We start from the raw sequence: 19,974 nt of genomic DNA on the forward strand, positions 1-19,974 counted from the left end.
TCAAGCGTGGTCCCGCGTGCACTGGAGCGCAGTTGCCGTTAGTCGCTTTCCAAGAATTGTCACCGAATTCCTCCCCATGCCCGAACTCCCAGAAGTAGAAGTCACCCGGCGCGGTGTCGCTCCCCATATCGAAGGCCGCGTCGTCGACGCGGTGGTGATGCGCCGCGAAGGCCTGCGCTGGCCCTTCCCGCCCGGCCTCTCCGGCTTGCTGGTCGGGCAACGCATCACGCACACCGGCCGCCGCGGCAAATACCTGCTGGTCCATTTCGAACATGGCGCCCTGATCATCCACCTCGGCATGTCCGGCCACCTGCGCGTACTGCCGCCAGGGGTCGAGCCGCGCAAGCACGACCACTTCGACCTGGTCGTGGCCGGGCCGGAAGGCCAACAGGTATTGCGCCTGCACGATCCGCGCCGCTTCGGCGCCGTACTCTGGCACGACCAGGATGAAGGCGCGCTGGGCGACCACCTGCTGCTGCGCGGCCTGGGGATCGAGCCGCTCGAGGACGGCTTTTCGGGCGAACTGCTGCACCGCGAGACCCGCAAGCGCAGTGCGCCGATCAAGCAGGTGCTGCTGGCGGGCGATATCGTGGTCGGCGTCGGCAATATCTACGCCTGCGAAAGCCTGTTCCAGGCCGGGATCAACCCGAAAACCCCGGCCGCGCGCATTAGCCGCGCCCGCTACGACCGGCTGGCCGTGGCGATCAAGGAGATCCTGGCCGCCGCCATCGTCCAGGGCGGCAGCACCCTGAAGGACTTTATTGCTGTAAACGGACAATCCGGATATTTCCAGCAGACATATTTCGTCTATGATCGTGCAGGAGTGCCTTGCCGCAACTGTGGCGCGCCGGTCCGCCAGATCAAGCAGGGCCAGCGCTCGACTTTCTATTGCGTGCAATGCCAGCGTTGACCGTAGGGTGGGCGGCTTGTGGTCTGGTCCACTGGACCAGACCACCCCGCGCGTCCAAATCACGTCAATGAATACGCGTATGTGCTTCGGGTACGTTCGTTGACCGCGTGGGCGGGAGACCCGCCCACCCTACATTAACCGGCCAATTTACAGGCAAAGAAACATGCAGGATTTCCAACAGTATGGCGCCTGGCGCGCCGCCGTCACCGCAGCGCTGGAAGCCTATGGCGCCGCGCTGCGCGATGCCGCGCTGGTCGATGGCGCGGGCGAGCAGCAGCTGGCACGGGCACTGGCGCGCTTGCGCGACGACCGCCTTTCGGTGGCCTTCGTGGCCGAATTCTCGCGCGGAAAAACCGAGCTGATCAACGCACTGTTCTTCGCCGACTACGGCCAGCGCATCCTGCCCTCGAGCGCTGGACGCACCACGATGTGCCCGACCGAGCTGCTGTACGACGCGGCGCTGCCGCCCTGCATCCGCCTGCTGCCGATCGAGACCCGCGCCGAACACCTGTCCACCAGCGATTTCCGCGACGACCCAAGCGCCTGGACTACCCTGCCCCTGGATCTCGACGCGCCCGAGCGCATGACCGAGGCCTTCCGCCAGGTAAGCCTGACGCGCCGCGTGCCGGCGCTGGAGGCGGAACGCTACGGCCTGTGGGACCCGGCCGACCCGGACACCGCCACCAGCCTGGGGCCGGACGGCACGGTCGAGATCCCGCAGTGGCGCCACGCGATCATCAACCTGCCCCACCCGCTGCTCAGGCAGGGCCTGGTAATCCTCGACACGCCGGGCCTGAACGCGATCGGCACCGAGCCGGAACTGACCCTGAACCTGATCCCGAATGCGCACGCGGTGCTGTTCATCCTGGCCGCCGAAACCGGCGTGACCAAGAGCGACATCGATGTCTGGCGCACGCATATCGGCGCCGGGCCGGGGCGGCTGGCGGTGCTGAACAAGATCGACGCCATGTGGGACGAGCTGCGCACGCCCGAACAGAACGACGCCGAGATCGCGCGCCAGCAGCTGGGCGTGGCCCAGCAACTGGGGCTGGACAGCGCGCGGGTGTATCCGGTGTCGGCGCAAAAGGCGCTGGTCGGCAAGATCAACGGCGACATGGCCCTGTTCGAGAAGAGCCGGCTGGGCGCGCTCGAAGCGGCGCTGTTCCACGACCTGATCCCGGCGCGCAAGGAGATCGTGCGGCGCCAACTGGACCTCGACCTCGAACAAGTGGCCGCCGGCCAGGCGGCGCTGGCCGGCGCCCGCATGCGCGACCTGGTCGACCAGCTGCGCGAGCTCAAGAGCCTGCGCGGCAAGAACCAGAACGTGATCGCGCACATGATGCGCCGCGTGGAGCTGGAAAAGAAGGAATTCGACGCCAGCCTGTTCAAGCTGCAGGGCACGCGCGCGGTGTTCGCCCGCCTGTCGACCGAGCTGTATTCGACGCTGGGCATGGACACCGTGCAAGGGCAGACCGATGCCGTGCGCGCCGAGATGCAGGCGGCGCGCTTTGCCACCGGCATGCGCCAGCCGGTGCGCGCCTTTTTCGATACGGCGCGCGCCAATCTGGACGCATCGAACGCGAAGGTTGCCGAGATCGGCGCGATGATGGACAGCATGGTGCGCAAGTTCGCGGCCGAGCATGGCCTGGCGCTGGCCAGCCCGATGACATTGTCGCTCGAGCGCTACCGGATTGAAATCGACGAGGTCGAAGAGCTGTTCCTGAAGCAGTTCGGCACCGCCACCCTGCTCATGACCAGCCGCGCTACCTTGCTGGAGCGCTTCTTCGATTCGATCGCCTCGCGCGTGCGGCGCAGTTTCCGCGCCGCGAACCTGGACGCCGAAGCCTGGCTGAAGGTGATCATGGCGCCGCTGGAAACCGCGATCCGCCAGCACCGCGAGCAGCTGCGCGGCCGCCAGGCTTCGATCGGCCGCATCTTCGAGGCCACCGACAGCCTGGAACAGAAAATCACCGCCTTCGAGGGCAGCCACGCGGCGCTCGAAGGCACGCGCGCGCACCTGGCGGCCTTGTCCGCACAGGTCGCCGCCACACTGGAAGCACGCATTTAGGAACACCCCGCATGAAGCGCTTGACCGAATTCGACCAGCTGGCCGACCCGACTTTCTCGCACGCCGTGATCCGTTGGCAGCGCACCCATGGCCGCCACACGCTGCCATGGCAGAACACGACGGACGCCTACCGCATCTGGCTGTCCGAGATCATGCTGCAACAGACCCAGGTCGCCGCGGTGCTCGGCTATTACGCACGCTTCCTGGAGCGCTTCCCGACGGTGCAGGCGCTGGCCGACGCGCCGCTTGACGACGTGATGGCCCACTGGAGCGGGCTGGGCTACTACACCCGCGCGCGCAACCTGCATGCCTGCGCCAGGCGCGTGGTGGAGGAATACGGCGGCGTCTTCCCGGGCGACCCGGCGCTGCTGGCGGACCTGCCGGGCATCGGCCGCTCGACGGCGGCGGCCATCGCCGCCTTCTCGGTGGGCGCACGCGTTGCGATCATGGACGGCAACGTCAAGCGCGTGTTCGCGCGGGTGTTCGGCATCGAGCAGTACCCGGGCGGGAAGCGGGTCGAAGACGCCCTGTGGCGCCGTGCCGATGCGCTGTTGCCCGAGCAAGGCATCGAATCGTACACGCAGGGGCTGATGGACCTGGGCGCGACTCTCTGCACCCGCAGCCGCCCGGATTGCCCACGCTGCCCTTTGAAGGAGCGCTGCGTGGCCTATGCCACTGGGCGCACGGCGGAACTCCCGGTGCGCAAGCCGAAAAAGACTTCGCCGGAAAAGCGCGCGGCGCTGCTGGTCGTGATCGACCGCGGCCAGGTGCTGCTGGAGCAGCGGCCCGGCACCGGTATCTGGGGCGGGCTGATGTCGCTACCGGAGGTGGATGGGCACCTTGGGGTCGACGTGGATGCGGTGCTGGCTTCGGAGATTACGGTGGCGGCGGCGCAGTTCGGCGCCGTGGAAGAGATCCAGGCGCTGCGGCCGCTGGTGCACGTGTTCACGCACTACAAGCTGCACATCGCGCCGTGGCAGGTGGTGCTGTCGGAACGCGGGGGCGCGACCGGACGGCATGTGTGGTGGGATATGGAGCGGATCGATGCGGCGCCCTTGCCGGCGCCGGTGAAGAAGCTGTTGCTGGAGTTGGGAAGGCCGGGGTTGTTTAATTAAATACTAGCTGCCCCGTAGGGTGGGCAAGTCCCTTGCCCACGCGGTGATAGTTTCGGTGCGAGCAGCTGCACGGGCGACATCACCGTGATTTGAACGCGTGGGCGGGAGACCCGCCCACGCTACGGTCTAGAAATGATCCAGCGAAAAGATGCGCCGATGCTCCCGGATCGCATACCGGTCCGTCATCCCCGCAATGTAATCCGCGATCTTCCGCGCCTGCCCCATCGGGTCCCCGTCGACCTGGTAATCCTTCGGCAGCAGCACCGGGTCTTGCAAGAATGCCTCGAACAGCTCGCGCACGATGCGGCTGGCCTTGACGCGCATGCGGTTGACCTGGAAGTGGCGGTACAGGTTCGCGTACAGGAAACGCTTGAGCGCCGTGGTCTCGGCACGCATCTGGGGCGAGAAGCGGATCAGGGGAAGCGATGCGCGCACGTCGTCGATGTCCTGCGGCGCCGCCTCCGCGATCAGGGCTGCCGAAGTCTCGACCAGGTCAGCCGTCATCGCCGTGATCATCAGGCGGATTGTCTCGTACAGGGCGCGCCGTCCCGGCAAGCCGGGATACTGCGTTTCCACCGTATGGCGGTGGCGTGCAAACAGCTCCACCTCTTCCATCTGCGCCATCGTCAACAAGCCCGAACGCAGGCCGTCGTCGATGTCGTGGTTGTTGTACGCGATCTCGTCGGCCAGGTCGGTCAGCTGCGCTTCCAGGCTGGGCTGGCAGCGGTTCATGAAGCGGTGTCCCAGCTCGCCCAGCTGGCGCGCGTTGGCCAGCGAGCAGTGCTTGAGGATGCCCTCGCGCGTTTCGAAGGTGAGATTCAGGCCGTCGAAGGCGCCGTAGTGCTCTTCGAGCTGGTCGACCACGCGCAGGCTTTGCAGGTTGTGCTCGAAGCCGCCGTAGTCCTTCATGCATTCATTGAGCACGTCCTGGCCCACATGACCGAAAGGCGTATGACCGAGGTCGTGCGCCAGCGCGCAAGCCTCGACCAGGTCTTCGTTCAGCTGCAGGCTGCGCGCCAGCGTGCGGCCGATCTGGGCCACCTCGATGCTGTGCGTGAGCCGGGTGCGGAACAAATCGCCCTCGTGGTTCAGGAACACCTGGGTCTTGTACTCGAGGCGGCGGAAGGCCGTCGAGTGGATGATACGGTCGCGGTCGCGCTGGAATTCGCTGCGCGAACCGGCCGGCGGCTCGATGTGGATGCGGCCGCGCGACTTCGACGAATGGGCCGCGTAGGGAGCTAATCGAGCGTCGAAGTCCATGGCATTCACCGCACGCAGGCTGCGAGCGTGGCGCGCAGCATATCTGGCGGCGCCGTCGTGATCGACGGGCTGCCCAATGGTTTGAGCAGGATGAACCTGATCGCCCCGCCCTCGTTCTTCTTGTCCACCGCCATCAGCTCGATCCAGCGCTCCAGGCCCAGGTCTGGCGCCCTGGTCGGCAGGCCGGCAGCCGCCACCAGCGCGCGCAGGCGTTCGACGGTGGCCGCGTCGACCAGGCCAAGGCGCGCCGACAAATCGGCCGCCATCACCATGCCGCAGCCGACCGCTTCGCCGTGCAGCCAGTTACCGTAGCCGAGGCCCGATTCGATCGCATGGCCGAAGGTGTGGCCGAAATTGAGCACGGCGCGCAGGCCGCCTTCGCGTTCGTCCTTGCGCACCACTTCGGCCTTGATCTCGCAGGAGCGTGCGATTGCGTAGGCCATCGCTTCCGGCTCGCGTGCCACCAGCCTGCCGATGTTCTGCTCGATCCATTCGAAATAGGCGGCATCCAGGATCGCGCCATGCTTGATCACCTCGGCCAGGCCGGCCGACAGTTCGCGTGCGGGCAGCGTGTCGAGGGTGGCGGTATCGGCGATCACGGCGCGCGGCTGGTAGAAGGCGCCGATCATGTTCTTGCCGAGCGGGTGGTTGATGCCGGTCTTGCCGCCCACCGAGGAATCGACCTGCGACAGCAGCGTTGTCGGCACCTGCACGAAGGGCACGCCGCGCATGTAGCTGCTGGCCGCGAAGCCGGTGAGGTCGCCGATCACGCCGCCGCCAAGCGCCACCAGGGTGGTCTTGCGGTCGCAGCGGTTGGCCAGCAGCGCGTCGTACACCAGGTTCAGCGACTGCCAGGTCTTGTACTCTTCGCCGTCCGGCAGCACGATCTCGACCACGTCGCGGCCCGCGGCGCGCAGCGCGCCGGCGACCTTCGCCAGGTACAGGGGAGCAACGACGGTGTTGGTGACGATGGCGACCTTGCCGCTGTCGATGTGGCGGGTGAGCAGCGCGGCATCGCCGAGCAGGTCGCGGCCGATGGCGATCGGGTAGCTGCGCTCGCCCAGGTCGACGTTGAGGGTAGTGCTTGCCTGTTCGTTCATCGAATCGCTTGCCAGCTCCTGCGCGCGTCCGGTATCGAGCGCGGCGAGCTGGTCCAGAATGGTTTGAACCATCGATTGTACGTTAGGTCGGCCGGTGTCGATGACGAGGTCTGCAATCTCGCGGTAGAGCGGGTCGCGCGTGGCCAGCAGTTCCTCGAGCTTGGCGCGCGGGTCGGCGGTTTGCAGCAACGGGCGGTTCTTGTCGTGCGAGGTGCGCTGCAGGATGCTGCCGATCGCGGCGCGCAAATAAATCACGGTGCCGCGCTCGGCCAGCAGCGCGCGGCTGACCGGATCGAGCACGGCGCCGCCGCCGGTGGCCAGCACCAGGTGGTCCTGGGTGGTCAGGTCGCGAATCATGTCGGCTTCGCGGCGGCGGAAGCTCGGCTCGCCCTCGATCTCGAAAATCCACGGCACCGAGGCGCCGGTGCGCGCTTCGATCTCGTGGTCGGAATCGACGAAGCGCTTGCCGAGCTTGCGCGCGAGCTGGCGTCCGATGGTGGTCTTCCCAGCCCCCATCAGGCCAACGAGGAAAATATTGTTGTTCTTGGGATGAGACACTGCCAGGTCCGCAGAAATAAAAAAGACGGCCAGTATAGACCGGCCGCCTCTCTTTGCGTCAATCCATCAGTTGCTTACACCCTCATGGGCAGCTGAAGGCGACCCGGAACGGAATCGAAGTGACCGAGCCTTTCGGCGAGGTGACCGTCACGTCGAAGGTCGCCACGCTGCCGGCCGTGCACGGCTTTTCGCCGACACTGGTGATCGTGAAGCGGTGGGTCGAACCCTGGTTGCCGCTGATCGTGTTGCCGGTCGGGTCGTCGTTATTGGCATCGTGCGGGAAGATGTTCGGCACGATGGCCGGAACCACGCCCACCACGCTGCCATTGGCGATGCCGGTGACGGCAACCGTCGAGCCTGCCGGCAGCGGGTTGAAGTTCAGGTCGTTCAGCTGCAGCGTGAACACCAGCGGGGTATCGGCCGGTACCGGCCCGATCGCAACGGTCTGGTTTTCCGGCAGCGCCGTGGCCGCGTTATTCAAGAAGACATGCTTCACGCGGCCGTCGCTGAAGAACACCGCCGATTTGGCAAACTGCGTGACCGCGCCATCGGTGGTGCTGGCGCAGATCGTGGCCACGCCGCGGCGGGTGGCGTCGGGCGACGAGCCCGGGCCGGTATTGCATGGGGTGGCCGGCGTGTTCGGCGACGGCAGGCGCGGGTTCTGGGTGCGGAAGTCGACCGAGCAGCCGCCGTTGAGCGTGTTGCAGCCACCCCGGTCCGAGGAGCCGATCGCGCCCATGTTGGTCTGGAAGACCACCGGGGTGCCGTCGGCCACTGGATTGCCGAAGCCATCGGCGAGCAGGATATTGAACGAGGCCGCCGGCGTGGTCGTGCCGCTGTCGTAGGCCCAGCCCTCGATATTGGCGGTGGTCACGCTCAGCGAGACCGAGCGCTGCACCGGCAGGCCGGTGGTCACGACGATCGAATCCGAGGTGGTCGAGATGTTCGGGCGGGTCGCGGTCGCGGTTTGCGGCAGCGTGGCCTGGACGCGGAAGGTGGTCGGGAAGCTGAGCGAGTTGACGGTGGTGATGACTTCGCCACTCTGGTCGGTGGTGTCGCTGGCCTTGTTCAGGGTCACGGCGCCTGCCGGGGCCACGATGAAGTCCACGCGCTGGCCCACCAGCGGACGGTCGAAGATGTCGAACACGCGGAAACGCAGGGTGGCGGTCTCGGTGCGGTTGATGCCGCCCTGGCCCTGGATCACGATCGATTTATCGTTCGGCAGCGCCGAGACGAACTGCACCGATGCCGCTGCCGGCGCTGCGATCTGCAGGGTCGCCGAGGCCGGGGTCGTCACGCCGTCGGCCGAGGCCGTGATGACGTCGCTGTTGCCGCAGCCCTGGTCGCGGTAGACTACTTTCGCGGTGCCGTTATTGGTGGCAGCGGTATCGGCCAGGGTGGCCTTGCCGGCCGTGGCGCAGGCGGAACTGAATTTCACCGACACCTGCCCGGTGTAGGGCGCGCCGTTGGCCAGCAGGTCGAGCGAGATCTCGGTCGAGCCATAGGCCGCGATGCTGGCCGGGGCCAGGCGCAGGACGCTGAAGGTCAGCGCGGTGGCGCCGACCGAGTAATTGGCTTCGCTGGTGATGGTAGCGCCGGCGACGGCGGCGGTCGCCGTCACCTTGCCGGCCCCGCCCGCGGCCAGGCTGGCGGTGCGCATGGTCACGCTGGCGACGCCGCTGGCGTCGGTCAGGCTGGTGCCGGCGGTCGGCGAGAACACCGCCAGCGCCGGGTCGGTGGCAAACGACACCAGCACGTTCGGCAGCGGCTGGCCGGCCGGATTGCGCACCAGGGCGCGCACCGTCAGCGGCGCGGCGCCGGTGAGCGAGTTGCTGGCCTGGCCGCTGGCGTTGACGAAGCTCAGGCCGACCGTCGATGCTGCCGGGGTGGTGGTGCCGCCGGTGCCGCCGGTGCCTGTGCCGCCACCGGTCACGGTGCCGGGGCTGCCGCCGCCGCCGCCGCAGGCAGCGAGCAATACGGCGAGCAGCAGCGCGGCGCCGCCCTTGAAGGTGTTCGATTGCGGGGTTTTCATGTCTTGGCTTTTATCGTTCGTTTGGTGGGGTGTCGGGCCGGCTCAGCGCGCGGCGGCGTCGGTCACGATCTTCGGCGTGATGAACACCAGCAGTTCGGTCTTGGCGGTTTCGCGGCCCTTGGTCTTGAACAGGTAGCCGAGCACCGGCACGTCGCCGAGCAGCGGGACCTTGGTCTCGTTGCTGCGTTCGGTCTGCTGGTAGATGCCGCCCAATACCACCGTGCCGCCGTTCTCGACCATTACCTTGGTCTTGACGTGCTGGGTGTTGATGGCGAAGCCGGCGCGGGTTTCCTCGCCCTTCGAATCCTTGTTCACGTCCACCTCGAGCACGACATTGCCGTCCGGGGTGATCTGGGGCGTGACTTCCAGGCGCAGGTTGGCCTTCTTGAAGGTGATCGAGGTCGCGCCGCTGCTGGTGGCGACCTGGTACGGCAGTTCGATACCCTGCTCGATCACGGCGAGCTGCTTGTCTTCAGTGACCACGCGCGGGCTCGAGATGATCTTGCCCTTGCCGTCCGCTTCCAGCGCCGACAGTTCCAGGTTCAGGAAACGGTTGGCGGCCGACGAGAACAGGCTGAAGGCCAGCGAGGACGGCGCAATGCCGCCGATCGCCGCGGCCGGCAGGTTCACCAGGCTCATGTTGTTGAAGCTGTCGGCGCTGTTGGCGACCTGGCCGGTGGCCTGGCCGACGCCGGTCAGGTTGCCGGCGATCGCCAGGCGCTCGTTGCCGCCGACAGACCAGCCGGCGTCGCCGCCGCGGATGCCGCGCATGTCCGAGAAGCCCAGCTTGGCGCCGAGGTTGCGCGAGAAGCCGTCATTCGCTTCCACCAGGCGCGCTTCGATCAGCACCTGCTTGGAGGCGACGTCGGTCTTCAGGATCAGCTTGCGGATGTCTTCGATCTTCGAGGCGACGTCGGTGATGAACAACTGGTTGGTGCGCGGGTCGATGATCGCGCTGCCGCGCTTGGACAGGACGCGGTTCTTGCTGTCGGCGGAAGCCCCGCCGGCGGCGTCCAGGCCGAACACGGTGCGGAATGCCTCGACCTTCTGGTAGTTGAGCTGGAAGATCTCGGAGCGCAGCGGCTCGAGGTCGGCGATCTGGGCGCGCTGCTCGAGCTCGAGCTTTTCCTTGGTCAGCAATTCTTCGCGCGGGGCGATCCACAGCACGTTGCCGTTCTTGCGCATATCCAGGCCCTTGGCCTGCAAGACCACGTCGAGCGCGTGGTCCCACGGCACGTCGCGCAGGCGCAGGGTCAGGTTACCGCTGACGGAATCGCTGGTGATGATGTTCAGGCCCGAGATGTCGGCGATCGCCTGCAGCGCCGCGCGCACTTCCACGTTCTGGAAGTTGAACGACAGCTTCTCGCCGCGGTAGCCGGTGGTGCCCTGGGCGAGCTTGTTCGGGTCTTCCTTGATCGGACGCACGTCCACCACCAGCTGGGTGTCGCTCTGGTAGACCGACTGCTCCCACACGCCTTGCGCGTCGATGGTCATGCGCACGTTCTGGCCCTGCACGGCGGTGGTGATGCGCGACACCGGGGTGCCGAAATCGGTCACGTCGAGGCGGCGGCGCAGGGTTTCCGGCAGGCCGGTCTTCATAAAGTCGACCAGGATCTGGTTGCCGACCTGGCGCACATCGACGCCGACCTGGCCATGCGGCAGGTCGACCACGACGCGGCCTTCGCCATTCGCGCCGCGGCGGAAGTCGAGGTCGCGCAAGAGTTGTTTGCCGGCGGGAGCAGCAGCAGCGGGGGCTGCGACCGGCAGGCCGGAAGCGTTCACCGCCTGCGCCACGCCGCCCGAGCCTTCGACGGTGACGATCACCGACTTGCCGTCGATCGCGGCGGCGTAGTTCAGCGGACGGGCCAGGTTCAGCACCATGCGGGTGCGTGCGCCGGCCTGCACCAGGTTCAGGCCGCGCACGTCGCCGAGGTTGATGTCCTGGGACGACTTGCCGGTGGCATTCGCGGTGGCGCCGAAATCGAGGGCGATGCGGGCCGGGTTGGTGATCGAGAAGCCGATCGGCGCCTTGGCTGGCGCCTCGCGCATGGCGATGTTTAGGACCACGTTGGCGCCCTGCTGGTTGGCCGTGATCGACTCGATCGCATTGCCCTGTGCGGCAGCTGCGCCGGCGCCGAGCGCCAGCAGCATGACGGCGCCGGTGCGCGCCAGCCAGAGCGGTACGGTCATGCGAATGGTGGTATTTGGGCTCATTTCCCGGTCTCCTTGCTTTCCGCCAACTCGATCGTCGCCTTGCGTTCGACCCAGTCGCCGGTGGCGTCCTGCACAACTTCCCTGATGTCGATCGCGCTGTCGCTGACGCGCGTGACCAACCCGTGATTCTGGCCGATGCGCTGGCCGACCCTGACCTGGTGGATCAGGGCGTCGATCTGTACCAGCGCATAGTTCGCGCCGCCTTTTTGCAGCGTGCCCACCATCCGCATCGTGTCGAGCGGGTAGTTCTCGAGCGGCTCGCGCGGACGATTCAAATTCGGCTGCATCGGGTTGGCCGATGCCTGTGCCACGCGCGCCATCTCCCCGAGCAGCTTTTCCTGGCTGAAGGGTTCGATCGCGCCGCCCGGATTGTAAGCGTAGGGCACGAATTGCTTCGGCTCCGGCAGGGGCTTCACGGCCGGCACGGTTTCGCGCTCGACCTTCTTCATCCAGTCGCGCACTTCCTTGACGTCGCCGTCGCCGCAACCGGCCAGCAGTGTCGCGGCGCACAGGGCGCCGGCTAATCGCAGGCGCATCATTTCTTCGCTCCTTTTGCCGGCTTGGCCTTGGCCCCGCCCTTGGCGTTCTTGCCGCCCTTGCCCTTGCCCTTCTTGTCGCCGCGCGCCTTGTTCTGCGCATCGATCTCTTCCGGATCGAGGTAGCGGAAGGTCTTGGCCACCGCTTCGAGCTGCAGGCCGCCCTCTTTCGAGGTGAGCGACATGTTGTTGAGCGTGACGATGCGCGGCAGGTTGGCCATGTCGGCAGCAAAAGCGCCGACATCGTTGTACTTGCCGCTCACCTTGATATTGATCGGCAGCTCGGCGTAGTAGTCGCGCACGACTTCCGAGCCCGGCTTGAACAGTTCGAACTGCAGGCCACGGCCGACGCCGGCCTGGTTGATGTCGGACAGCAGGTCCGCCATTTCCGACTTGTTCGGCAACTGCTTCTCGAGGCGCTCGACGTACTGGTCGACCTGCACCTTCTGCGCCTGCAGCGCCTCGAGGTTGATGGCCTGCGCCATCTTGCTCTTGTATTCGGCGCGCAGCTTGGTTTCTTCCTTGGCGCCCTTCTTCTGCTTCTCGAACTGGCCATCCCAGTAGAAGAAATAGCCGAGGCCGACGACGGCGGCCATCACGCCGGTCGCGCACAGCAGGCGCGGGGCCAGCGGCCACTGGCCGGGCTGGCGCCCCTGCAGGTCCTGGAACTGCGCCGCGAGGCGGGCGCCGAGGTCTTTCAGATCGATATTCATGGTGCTTCCGTCCTGGCCTTGGCATCGGCGCCGGCAACCCTGGCGCCTGGCTTGGCGCTCAGTTTGCCATCCTCGTCCTGCACCTGTTCGCGCGTCCGCTTGATCGCCACGTCCATGCTGAATTCGACGACCTTGCGGCCGGTCTTGCTCTGGGCCAGCGGGGCGACCTTCACTTCGGTCAGGTTGGGGCGTTCGAGCCAGGGCGAAGGACCGGAGACGTTGCGCAGCAGTTCGGCGACGCGTTCCTGCGACTGGGCGTAGCCGGCCAGCGTCACTTTCTGGCCGTCCTGCCTGAACGACTTCAGGTACACGCCTTCCGGGGTCTGGCGCACCAGCTCGTCGAGCAGGTAGACCGGCTGGTTGCGGTCGCCCTGCAAGTCCTCGACCGCCTGCTGGCGTGCCTTGAGGGCTTCGATTTCTTCTTTCAGCGTGTCGATCTCGCCGATCTTCTTGTCCAGCTCCGCGCTGGCGGTCTTGAGCACCAGGTTGCGCTGGTTCTGGGCCGCGATGCGGCTGGCGTTGTAGCCGCCCACCAGCAGCACCACGACGGCGCCGGCGACGCCGCCCAGGGCCAGCAGCGCCACGAAGGCTTTCTGCTTCTGTTTGCGCTTGGCTTCGCGGTGGGGTAACAGGTTAATCCGGATCATCAGCCAAACCTCCGCATGGCAAGGCCGCAGGCGACCAGGTAGGCTGCGCCTTCCTGGCGCAGCTGCTGTTCGCGCACTTGCGCACCGATCGACATGCCCTCGAACGGCGCCACGATGCTGCTCGGGATGCGGGTACGATTGCCGATCAGTTCGAGCAGGCCGGGCAGCGCGGCGCAGCCGCCGGCCAGGTACAGCGCGTCGATGCGGGTGTAGGGCGTCGAGGTAAAGAAGAACTGGATTGCGCGGGTGATTTCCAGCGCCGCGCTTTCCATGAAGGGGCCCAGCAAATCGGCGCGGTAGTTCTCGGGCAGGTCGCCGGCCTTCTTGCGGTTTTCCGCTTCCTCGAAGGCCATGCCGTAGGCGCGCACGATGTCCTGGGTCAGCTGGTTGCCGCCGAAAGGCTGCTCGCGCTCGTAGATGGTGTCGCCGTTCTGCAGCACCGAGACGTGGGTCGACTGGGCGCCGATCTGGAACAGCGCGATGATCTGGTCGGCCTTGCCGCCGGCCACACGCGCCAGCGCAGCGCGCGCCGCATACGATTCGATGTCCATCACGGTGGCAGTCAGGCCGGCCGCTTCGGCGATCGCCACGCGGTCCTCGACCTTCTCGCGGCGCGCGGCGGCCAGCATGACTTCCATGTCTTCCTGTGAATTCGGGGCCTGGCCGATCACGTCGAAGTCGAGGCTGACCTCGTCGAGCGCGAACGGGATGTACTGGCTGGCTTCGGATTCGACCTGTACTTCAAGCTGGTCTTCCGACATGCCGGCCGGCAGGATGATTTTCTTGGTGATGACCGAGGCCGGCGGCATGCCGAGGGCAACATGCCTGGCCCGGGTGCCGCTCTTGGTCCAGACGCGGCGCACCGCGTCGGCGACCTGGTCGATGTTTTCGATATTGCCGTCGACGACAGCGCCACGCGGCAGCGGTTCGGCGGCAAAGCGCTCCAGGCGCAGCTCCCCCTTGCCGGCGTCGCCCAGCTCCACCAGGCGCACGCCCGATGTGCTGATGTCGAGCCCGGCCAACGGCGGACTGGACTTCCCGAACAAGGAACCTAGATTGATCACGAGCGTACTCCCTGGTGCCCTTCCCGTTTGACGCGGGATTTGATGTTGAACGCCCGCACGCGGGATTTTGTTTCTAATAACCTGCAGAAAATCACAAAGTTAATGCACATATATGAGGCAGTGCCTGAGATCGTAGCAATAAGGATGCCCCCAGACAAGATATTTCTATGCAGGAACATCGCAATCCGGGGCGCGCGCGCCACACTATGGCGAAGGGTGTTATCACCGCTGCCACGACCGTTTCCTGCTTGATATTGTTAAGGCCGTTTTGTTGAGCTCATTTACTTGGGCAGGTGAAATGGCTGCCTTATAATGAGGCGCTTGACGGAATGAAACCAATACAGCGAAAGCCAGCATGAAAGAGAAACAAGCATCACCTTCTTCGCCATCGAAATACAGCCCGAAACGCCTGGTGCTGATGGCGCTGGCCGCCTTCAGCGGCCTGGCGGTCATCGGCGTGCTGGTGCTGGTCTTTGCACTGGCGATGGCTTACCCGAACCTGCCGGCGCTCGACACCATCACCGACTACCGCCCCAAGATGCCGCTGCGGATCTTCACCGCGGATAACGTGCTGATCGGCGAGTTCGGCGAAGAGCGCCGCACCCTGGTGCGTTTCAAGGACATCCCGGACGTCATGAAGAAGGCGGTGCTGTCGATCGAGGACGACCGCTTCTACGAGCACAGCGGCGTTGACTACCTGGGCATCCTGCGCGCCGTGTTCAAGAACGCGACCGGCGGCGCGCGCCAGGGCGCCTCGACCATCACCCAGCAGGTAGCGCGCAACTTCTTCCTGTCCTCGGAGCAGACCTTCAAGCGCAAGGCCTATGAAGCGATGCTGGCCTGGAAGATCGAGAAGAACCTGAGCAAGGACCAGATCCTCGAGCTCTACATGAACCAGATCTACCTGGGCCAGCGCGCCTTCGGCTTCCAGTCGGCGGCCCAGATCTATTTCGGCAAGGACCTGCGCGACATCAGCGTGGCCGAAGCCGCGATGCTGGCCGGCCTGCCAAAGGCCCCGTCGGCCTACAACCCGGTCGTCAACCCGACCCGCGCGAAGACCCGCCAGCAGTACATCCTGCAGCGCATGCATTCGCTCGGCTATATCACCGACGCGCAGTTCAACCAGGCCAAAGTGGAGCCACTGAAGATCAAGTCGGACAGCACGGCCTTCGGCGTGCACGCCGAATACGTGGCCGAGATGGCGCGCCAACTGGTGTACGAGCAGTTCAAGGAAGACACCTATACCCGCGGCCTGAACGTGTTCACCACCATCACCAAGGCCGACCAGGATGCAGCCTACCTGGCGGTGCGCCGCGGCGTGATGGAATACGAGCGCCGCCACCCTTACCGCGGACCGGAGTCGTACATCGAGATCCCGGGCGAGAAGAGCGAAGCCGACGAAGCCATCGAAGCCGAACTGGCCGAGCACCCGGACAGCGACAACATCGTGGCCGCCATCGTGCTGCAGGCTTCCCCGGCCCAGGTGACCGCCACCATCGCCTCGGGCGAGACCATCAAGATGAGCGGCCCGGGCCTGAGCTTTGCGAAAGCCTGGCTGTCCGAGAAAGCCGCGCCGAACCGCCGCCTGCGCCGCGGCGCCGTGATCCGCGTGATGCAGGACGACGAATCGAAATGGATCATCACCCAGATGCCGGAAGTCGAATCGGCGTTTGTCGCGGCCAACACCGACGACGGCGCGATCCGCGCGCTGGTCGGCGGCTTCGACTTCAACCGCAACAAGTTCAACCACGTGACCCAAGCCTGGCGCCAGCCGGGTTCCTCGTTCAAGCCGTTTATTTACTCGGCCTCGCTCGAGCGCGGGCTGTCGCCGGCCACCGTCATCAATGACGCGCCGATCAGTTTCGATGCCGGCCAGACCGGTGGCCAGGCCTGGGAGCCGAAGAACTACGACAACAAGTACGAAGGCCCGATGACCATGCGCCGCGGCCTGACGCAGTCGAAGAACATGATCTCGATCCGCATCCTGAACAAGATCGGCGCCCGCTACGGCCAGGAATTCGCGACCCGCTTCGGCTTCGACCCGGACCGCAACCCGGCCTACCTGACCCTGGCGCTGGGCGCAGGTTCCACCACGCCGCTGCAGATGGCCGGCGCCTATGCCGTGTTCGCGAACGGCGGCTACCGCGTCAGCCCCTACATCATCTCGAAGGTGACCGACAGCGCCGGCAAGGTGCTGTCCGAGGCCCGGCCGGAACGCGCCGGCCTGGAAGCGAACCGCGTGATCGACGCGCGCAACGCCTTCCTGGTCGACAGCATGCTGCGCGACGTGGTCCGCCACGGCACCGCCACCAAGGCCCTGTCGCTCAAGCGCACCGACCTGGCCGGCAAGACCGGCACCACCAACGATTCGATCGACGCCTGGTTCGCCGGCTACAACCCGAAACTGGTGGGCATCGCCTGGATCGGCTACGACCAGCCGAAGAACCTGGGCAACCGCGAAACCGGCGGCGGCCTGGCCCTGCCGATCTGGATCGGCTACATGGGCAAGGCGCTCAAGGGCGAGGAAAGCGTCGACCGCGACGTGCCGCCGGGGCTCATCCAGGCCAACGGCGAGTACTACTACGCCGAGAACCCGCCGGGCACCGGGGTCCAGTCGCTCGACGTCGGCGCCCCGCCAGCGCCGGCCGAGCAGAAGGCGCGCGACGCGGTGAGGAACGAGCTGTTCTGATTTTTTGACAGTTGTAAAAAAAATGGCGGCCCTGATGAACAGGCCGCCATTTTTGGTTGTGCTTGCCGCTACCTCATGCTCCGTCTCACACCGTAGGGTGGGCAGATTCTGCCCACGCGTTCAACCGGCTGCAAGATCATCGCGCGCGGCATTCTTACGCTAACTATCACCGCGTGGGCGTTTGTGATTCCGGGCATTGCCCGAAATTACCCCGCCCACCCTACAAAATCAACCCCGGTGCCGCGCCAACGTTCAACCCAATGCCACTGGCGCCCCGCCCTGCTCCGTCACGCATTGCGACAGCGACGCAAACAACTCGGTGTCGTCGCGCGTATTGCGCCATTCCTCGCCCACGCGCTTGTAGTGGAAGCCGCCCGAACGCGCCGCCAGCCACATTTCCTGCAACGGGGCCTGGCTGTTGATGATGATCTTCGAGCCGTTACGCAAGAACTCGAGTTCGAGCACGTTGCCGCTACGCTTGCATTCCACGTCCACCACGTCTTCGTCGTTGAGGCGGTCGAGGCATTCCTCGATGCGGTCCAGGGTGCTTTCGGCGAGCGCCAAAAATTCGGATTCGGTCATGCTACACTCCAAAGTCTGCTAATCAAACCTCCATTCTAATCGTGAAGTCCTCGATCGCACTTCTTTGCGGCGCAGCCATGCTGGCCGCCCTCGCTGGCTGCGGCCAGACCGGCCCGCTCTACATGCCGAACCCGCCCGCCAAGCCTGTTCCAGCCGCCGCTGTCGAGCAGCCTGCCCAACCCGTCCCATCGAATAACGCCTCCGTCCCGGCACCGACCAAGTAAAGCCCCTGATGTCGCATTTCTCGTACCAGAACGGCGTGCTGCACGCCGACGGCGCCGCCCTGCCCGCCATCGCCGACCAATTCGGCACCCCGACCTATGTCTATTCGAAGGCCGCACTGCTGGAGAACTTCGGCGCGTATTTCGATGCTTGCAAAGGCCGCGATGCGCTGGTGTGCTATGCGATGAAAGCCAACTCGAACCTGGCCATCCTCGACCTCTTGGGCCGCGAAGGCGCCGGCTTCGACATCGTCTCGGGCGGCGAACTGCTGCGCGTGATCGCGGCCGGCGGCGACCCGGGCAAGACCATCTTCTCGGGCATCGGCAAGACCGTCGACGAGATGACGCTGGCGCTGGAAAAGAACATCCTGTGCTTCAACGTGGAGTCGATCCCCGAGCTGCACCGCCTGAACGAGGTCGCCGCCGGCATGGGCAAGCGCGCGCCGGTATCGCTGCGCGTGAACCCGAACGTCGACGCCAAGACCCACCCCTATATCGCCACCGGCCTGAAAGCCAACAAGTTCGGCGTGGCCTTCGACGATGCGCTGGACACCTACCGCGCCGCCGCGGCGCTGCCGAACCTGGACGTGGTCGGCATCGACTGCCACATCGGTTCGCAATTGCTGGATGACGCGCCGCTGCTGGAAGCACTCGACAAGCTGATCGAGCTGATCGACCAGCTGGGCAGCGAAGGAATCAATCTCCACCACCTGGATATCGGCGGCGGCCTCGGTGTCGACTACGGCGCGGAAGGCGACAAGCCGCCGGTGCCGGTCGGTACCTACCTGGGCCGCCTGTTCGCGCGCATCGATGCGTGGCGCGCTGAGAAGCATGGCGGGCAGCCGATCAAGGTGATCTTCGAGCCGGGCCGCTCGATTGTCGCGAATACCGGCGTGCTGCTGACCCGGATCGAATTCCTCAAACCCGGCGTGGAAAAGAATTTTGCGATCGTCGATGCGGCGATGAACGACCTGATGCGCCCGACCCTGTATCAGGCCTGGATGGGCGTGCAGCCGGTGGCGCCGCGCGACGGCGACAAGTTGATCTACGACGTGGTCGGCCCGATCTGCGAATCGGGCGACTGGCTGGCGCGCGAGCGCGAACTCGCCGTCGAGCCGGGCGACCTGCTGGCGATCATGACCGCCGGCGCCTATGGCATGACGATGGCCTCGAACTACAACACGCGCGGCCGCGCGGCTGAAGTCATCGTCGATGGCGAGCAGGTGCACCTGGTGCGCCAGCGCGAGAATCCGGCGGATTTGTTTGCGCTGGAATCGCTGCTCAAGTAAGCCTCTGCCGCGCTCGCGGCGTCGTGTTAAATCGTAGCGTGGGCGTAAAACAGTCCACTGGACTGTTTTACCTGCCCACGCGGTGATAGATAGCAGCAAGATCATCCGGTACGAGAGCGGAGCCGTCAGCGCTCACCGCGTGGGCGGGAGACCCGCCCACCCTACGATGTCGCAGGTCTCTTCGCAACACTCCGTAAGCCTCTGCCGCGCTCGCGGCATGGTGTTGAATCGTAGGGTGGGCGTAAAACAGTCCACTGGACTGTTTTACCTGCCCACGCGGTGATAGATAGCAGCGAGATCATCCGGTACGAGAGCGGAGCCGTCAGCGATCACCGCGTGGGCGGCGAAGCCGCCCACGCTACGATGTTGCAGGTCTCTTCGCAACACTCCAATACACCCGCAATCCCAGCAGCACCGCCACGATCACCCCGAAAATGATCGGCTCCTGGAAATCGTTCTTCCCCGCCTTCATCCACCAGAAATGCAGGATCCCGAGCGGCGCGATCACATAGACCAGGCGGTGCAGCTGCTGCCAGCGCTTGCCGCCCAGCTTCCTGATCATGGCATTGGTGCTGGTCGCCGCCAGTGGAACCAGCAGCACGAAGGCGATGAAGCCGACCGTGATGAAGGGCCGCTTGACCACGTCCTTGAGCATTTCCGCGATATCGAAGAAATGGTCGAACCAGAGGAAGCAGGTGAAGTGCAGCAGCGCGTAGAAGAAGGTGAAGAGGCCGAACATGCGACGCAGCTTGATCACCCAGTTCCAGCCCGTGAAGCGGCGCAGCGGCGTCACCGCCAGGGTAATGCAGAGGAAGTAGAGCGTCCAGTCGCCGGTGCCGCGCGTGAGGAATTCGAGCGGCTCGACCGGCACGCCCTGCGCCACAAGATACGCCATGCGCAGGAAAGGCAGCAGCGCCAGCACGAACAGCGCCGCCTTGATAAAACCGATCTGTTTAGTGGACGGATTAAACGCCAT

The 19,974-nt window shown here is 65.6% G+C and carries 16 protein-coding genes; 6 read left to right on the forward strand and 10 right to left on the reverse strand.

Annotated elements, in window-relative coordinates; translation table 11 throughout:
- Nucleotides 1-76 precede the first annotated feature (76 nt).
- The 3 genes from mutM to mutY all read left to right on the forward strand — a co-directional run bounded on the left by mutM (nucleotide 77) and on the right by mutY (nucleotide 4,093).
- Nucleotides 77-910, forward strand: coding sequence for a bifunctional DNA-formamidopyrimidine glycosylase/DNA-(apurinic or apyrimidinic site) lyase (gene mutM, locus HGB41_RS13155; protein WP_171085092.1), 834 nt, complete (start codon nucleotides 77-79; stop codon nucleotides 908-910).
- A gap of 163 nt (nucleotides 911-1,073) precedes the next feature.
- Nucleotides 1,074-2,978: a dynamin family protein gene (locus HGB41_RS13160; protein ID WP_171085094.1), complete on the forward strand. Its 1,905-nt coding sequence runs from the start codon at nucleotides 1,074-1,076 to the stop codon at nucleotides 2,976-2,978.
- 11 nt (nucleotides 2,979-2,989) lie between these two features.
- Nucleotides 2,990-4,093 (forward strand): A/G-specific adenine glycosylase, encoded by a 1,104-nt coding sequence (gene mutY / locus HGB41_RS13165; protein ID WP_171085096.1) that lies wholly within the window; start codon nucleotides 2,990-2,992, stop codon nucleotides 4,091-4,093.
- Between the two features lie 126 nt (nucleotides 4,094-4,219).
- On the opposite strand, the gene HGB41_RS13170 is transcribed toward mutY, so the two are convergent.
- From HGB41_RS13170 to HGB41_RS13205, 8 genes are all read right to left on the reverse strand, one after another.
- A complete protein-coding gene (locus HGB41_RS13170) occupies nucleotides 4,220-5,353 on the reverse strand; it encodes a deoxyguanosinetriphosphate triphosphohydrolase (protein ID WP_171085098.1) in 1,134 nt (377 codons plus the stop codon).
- 5 nt (nucleotides 5,354-5,358) lie between these two features.
- Complete coding sequence (gene aroKB, locus HGB41_RS13175; protein WP_171085099.1) at nucleotides 5,359-7,011, reverse strand: bifunctional shikimate kinase/3-dehydroquinate synthase AroKB; 1,653 nt, start codon at nucleotides 7,009-7,011, stop codon at nucleotides 5,359-5,361.
- 82 nt (nucleotides 7,012-7,093) lie between these two features.
- Complete coding sequence (locus HGB41_RS13180; protein ID WP_171085101.1) at nucleotides 7,094-9,043, reverse strand: hypothetical protein; 1,950 nt, start codon at nucleotides 9,041-9,043, stop codon at nucleotides 7,094-7,096.
- A gap of 42 nt (nucleotides 9,044-9,085) precedes the next feature.
- Nucleotides 9,086-11,257 (reverse strand): type IV pilus secretin PilQ, encoded by a 2,172-nt coding sequence (locus tag HGB41_RS13185; protein ID WP_171085103.1) that lies wholly within the window; start codon nucleotides 11,255-11,257, stop codon nucleotides 9,086-9,088.
- Nucleotides 11,254-11,796 (reverse strand): pilus assembly protein PilP, encoded by a 543-nt coding sequence (locus HGB41_RS13190; RefSeq protein ID WP_171085105.1) that lies wholly within the window; start codon nucleotides 11,794-11,796, stop codon nucleotides 11,254-11,256. Before HGB41_RS13190 ends, HGB41_RS13185 begins: the two co-directional genes overlap by 4 nt.
- Nucleotides 11,793-12,506: a type IV pilus inner membrane component PilO gene (locus HGB41_RS13195; protein WP_171085107.1), complete on the reverse strand. Its 714-nt coding sequence runs from the start codon at nucleotides 12,504-12,506 to the stop codon at nucleotides 11,793-11,795. Before HGB41_RS13195 ends, HGB41_RS13190 begins: the two co-directional genes overlap by 4 nt.
- Nucleotides 12,503-13,153, reverse strand: coding sequence for a PilN domain-containing protein (locus HGB41_RS13200; protein ID WP_171085109.1), 651 nt, complete (start codon nucleotides 13,151-13,153; stop codon nucleotides 12,503-12,505). The genes HGB41_RS13195 and HGB41_RS13200 overlap by 4 nt, the downstream gene beginning before the upstream one ends.
- Nucleotides 13,153-14,217 (reverse strand): pilus assembly protein PilM, encoded by a 1,065-nt coding sequence (locus HGB41_RS13205; protein WP_171085111.1) that lies wholly within the window; start codon nucleotides 14,215-14,217, stop codon nucleotides 13,153-13,155. The genes HGB41_RS13200 and HGB41_RS13205 overlap by 1 nt, the downstream gene beginning before the upstream one ends.
- 355 nt (nucleotides 14,218-14,572) lie before the next feature.
- On the opposite strand from HGB41_RS13205, the gene HGB41_RS13210 reads away from it, so the two are divergent.
- A complete protein-coding gene (locus tag HGB41_RS13210; protein WP_171085113.1) occupies nucleotides 14,573-16,906 on the forward strand; it encodes a penicillin-binding protein 1A in 2,334 nt (777 codons plus the stop codon).
- A 252-nt stretch (nucleotides 16,907-17,158) separates the two neighbouring features.
- Here the strand turns inward: HGB41_RS13210 and cyaY are convergent, their stop codons facing one another.
- Nucleotides 17,159-17,488: an iron donor protein CyaY gene (gene cyaY / locus HGB41_RS13215; RefSeq protein WP_171085115.1), complete on the reverse strand. Its 330-nt coding sequence runs from the start codon at nucleotides 17,486-17,488 to the stop codon at nucleotides 17,159-17,161.
- Nucleotides 17,489-17,529: 41 nt separating this feature from the next.
- On the opposite strand from cyaY, the gene lptM reads away from it, so the two are divergent.
- The gene (gene lptM, locus HGB41_RS13220) at nucleotides 17,530-17,712 is read left to right on the forward strand and encodes an LPS translocon maturation chaperone LptM (RefSeq protein WP_371868518.1); all 183 of its coding nucleotides are present in this window, start codon (nucleotides 17,530-17,532) and stop codon (nucleotides 17,710-17,712) included.
- Between the two features lie 8 nt (nucleotides 17,713-17,720).
- Entirely contained in the window at nucleotides 17,721-18,998 is a 1,278-nt protein-coding gene (gene lysA / locus HGB41_RS13225) for a diaminopimelate decarboxylase (RefSeq protein ID WP_171085117.1), read from the forward strand.
- A gap of 358 nt (nucleotides 18,999-19,356) precedes the next feature.
- On the opposite strand, the gene msrQ is transcribed toward lysA, so the two are convergent.
- Complete coding sequence (gene msrQ, locus HGB41_RS13230; RefSeq protein ID WP_171085119.1) at nucleotides 19,357-19,974, reverse strand: protein-methionine-sulfoxide reductase heme-binding subunit MsrQ; 618 nt, start codon at nucleotides 19,972-19,974, stop codon at nucleotides 19,357-19,359.

Origin of the sequence: Telluria aromaticivorans, from assembly GCF_013003915.1 — a bacterium.
Classification (GTDB): domain Bacteria; phylum Pseudomonadota; class Gammaproteobacteria; order Burkholderiales; family Burkholderiaceae_D; genus Telluria; species Telluria aromaticivorans.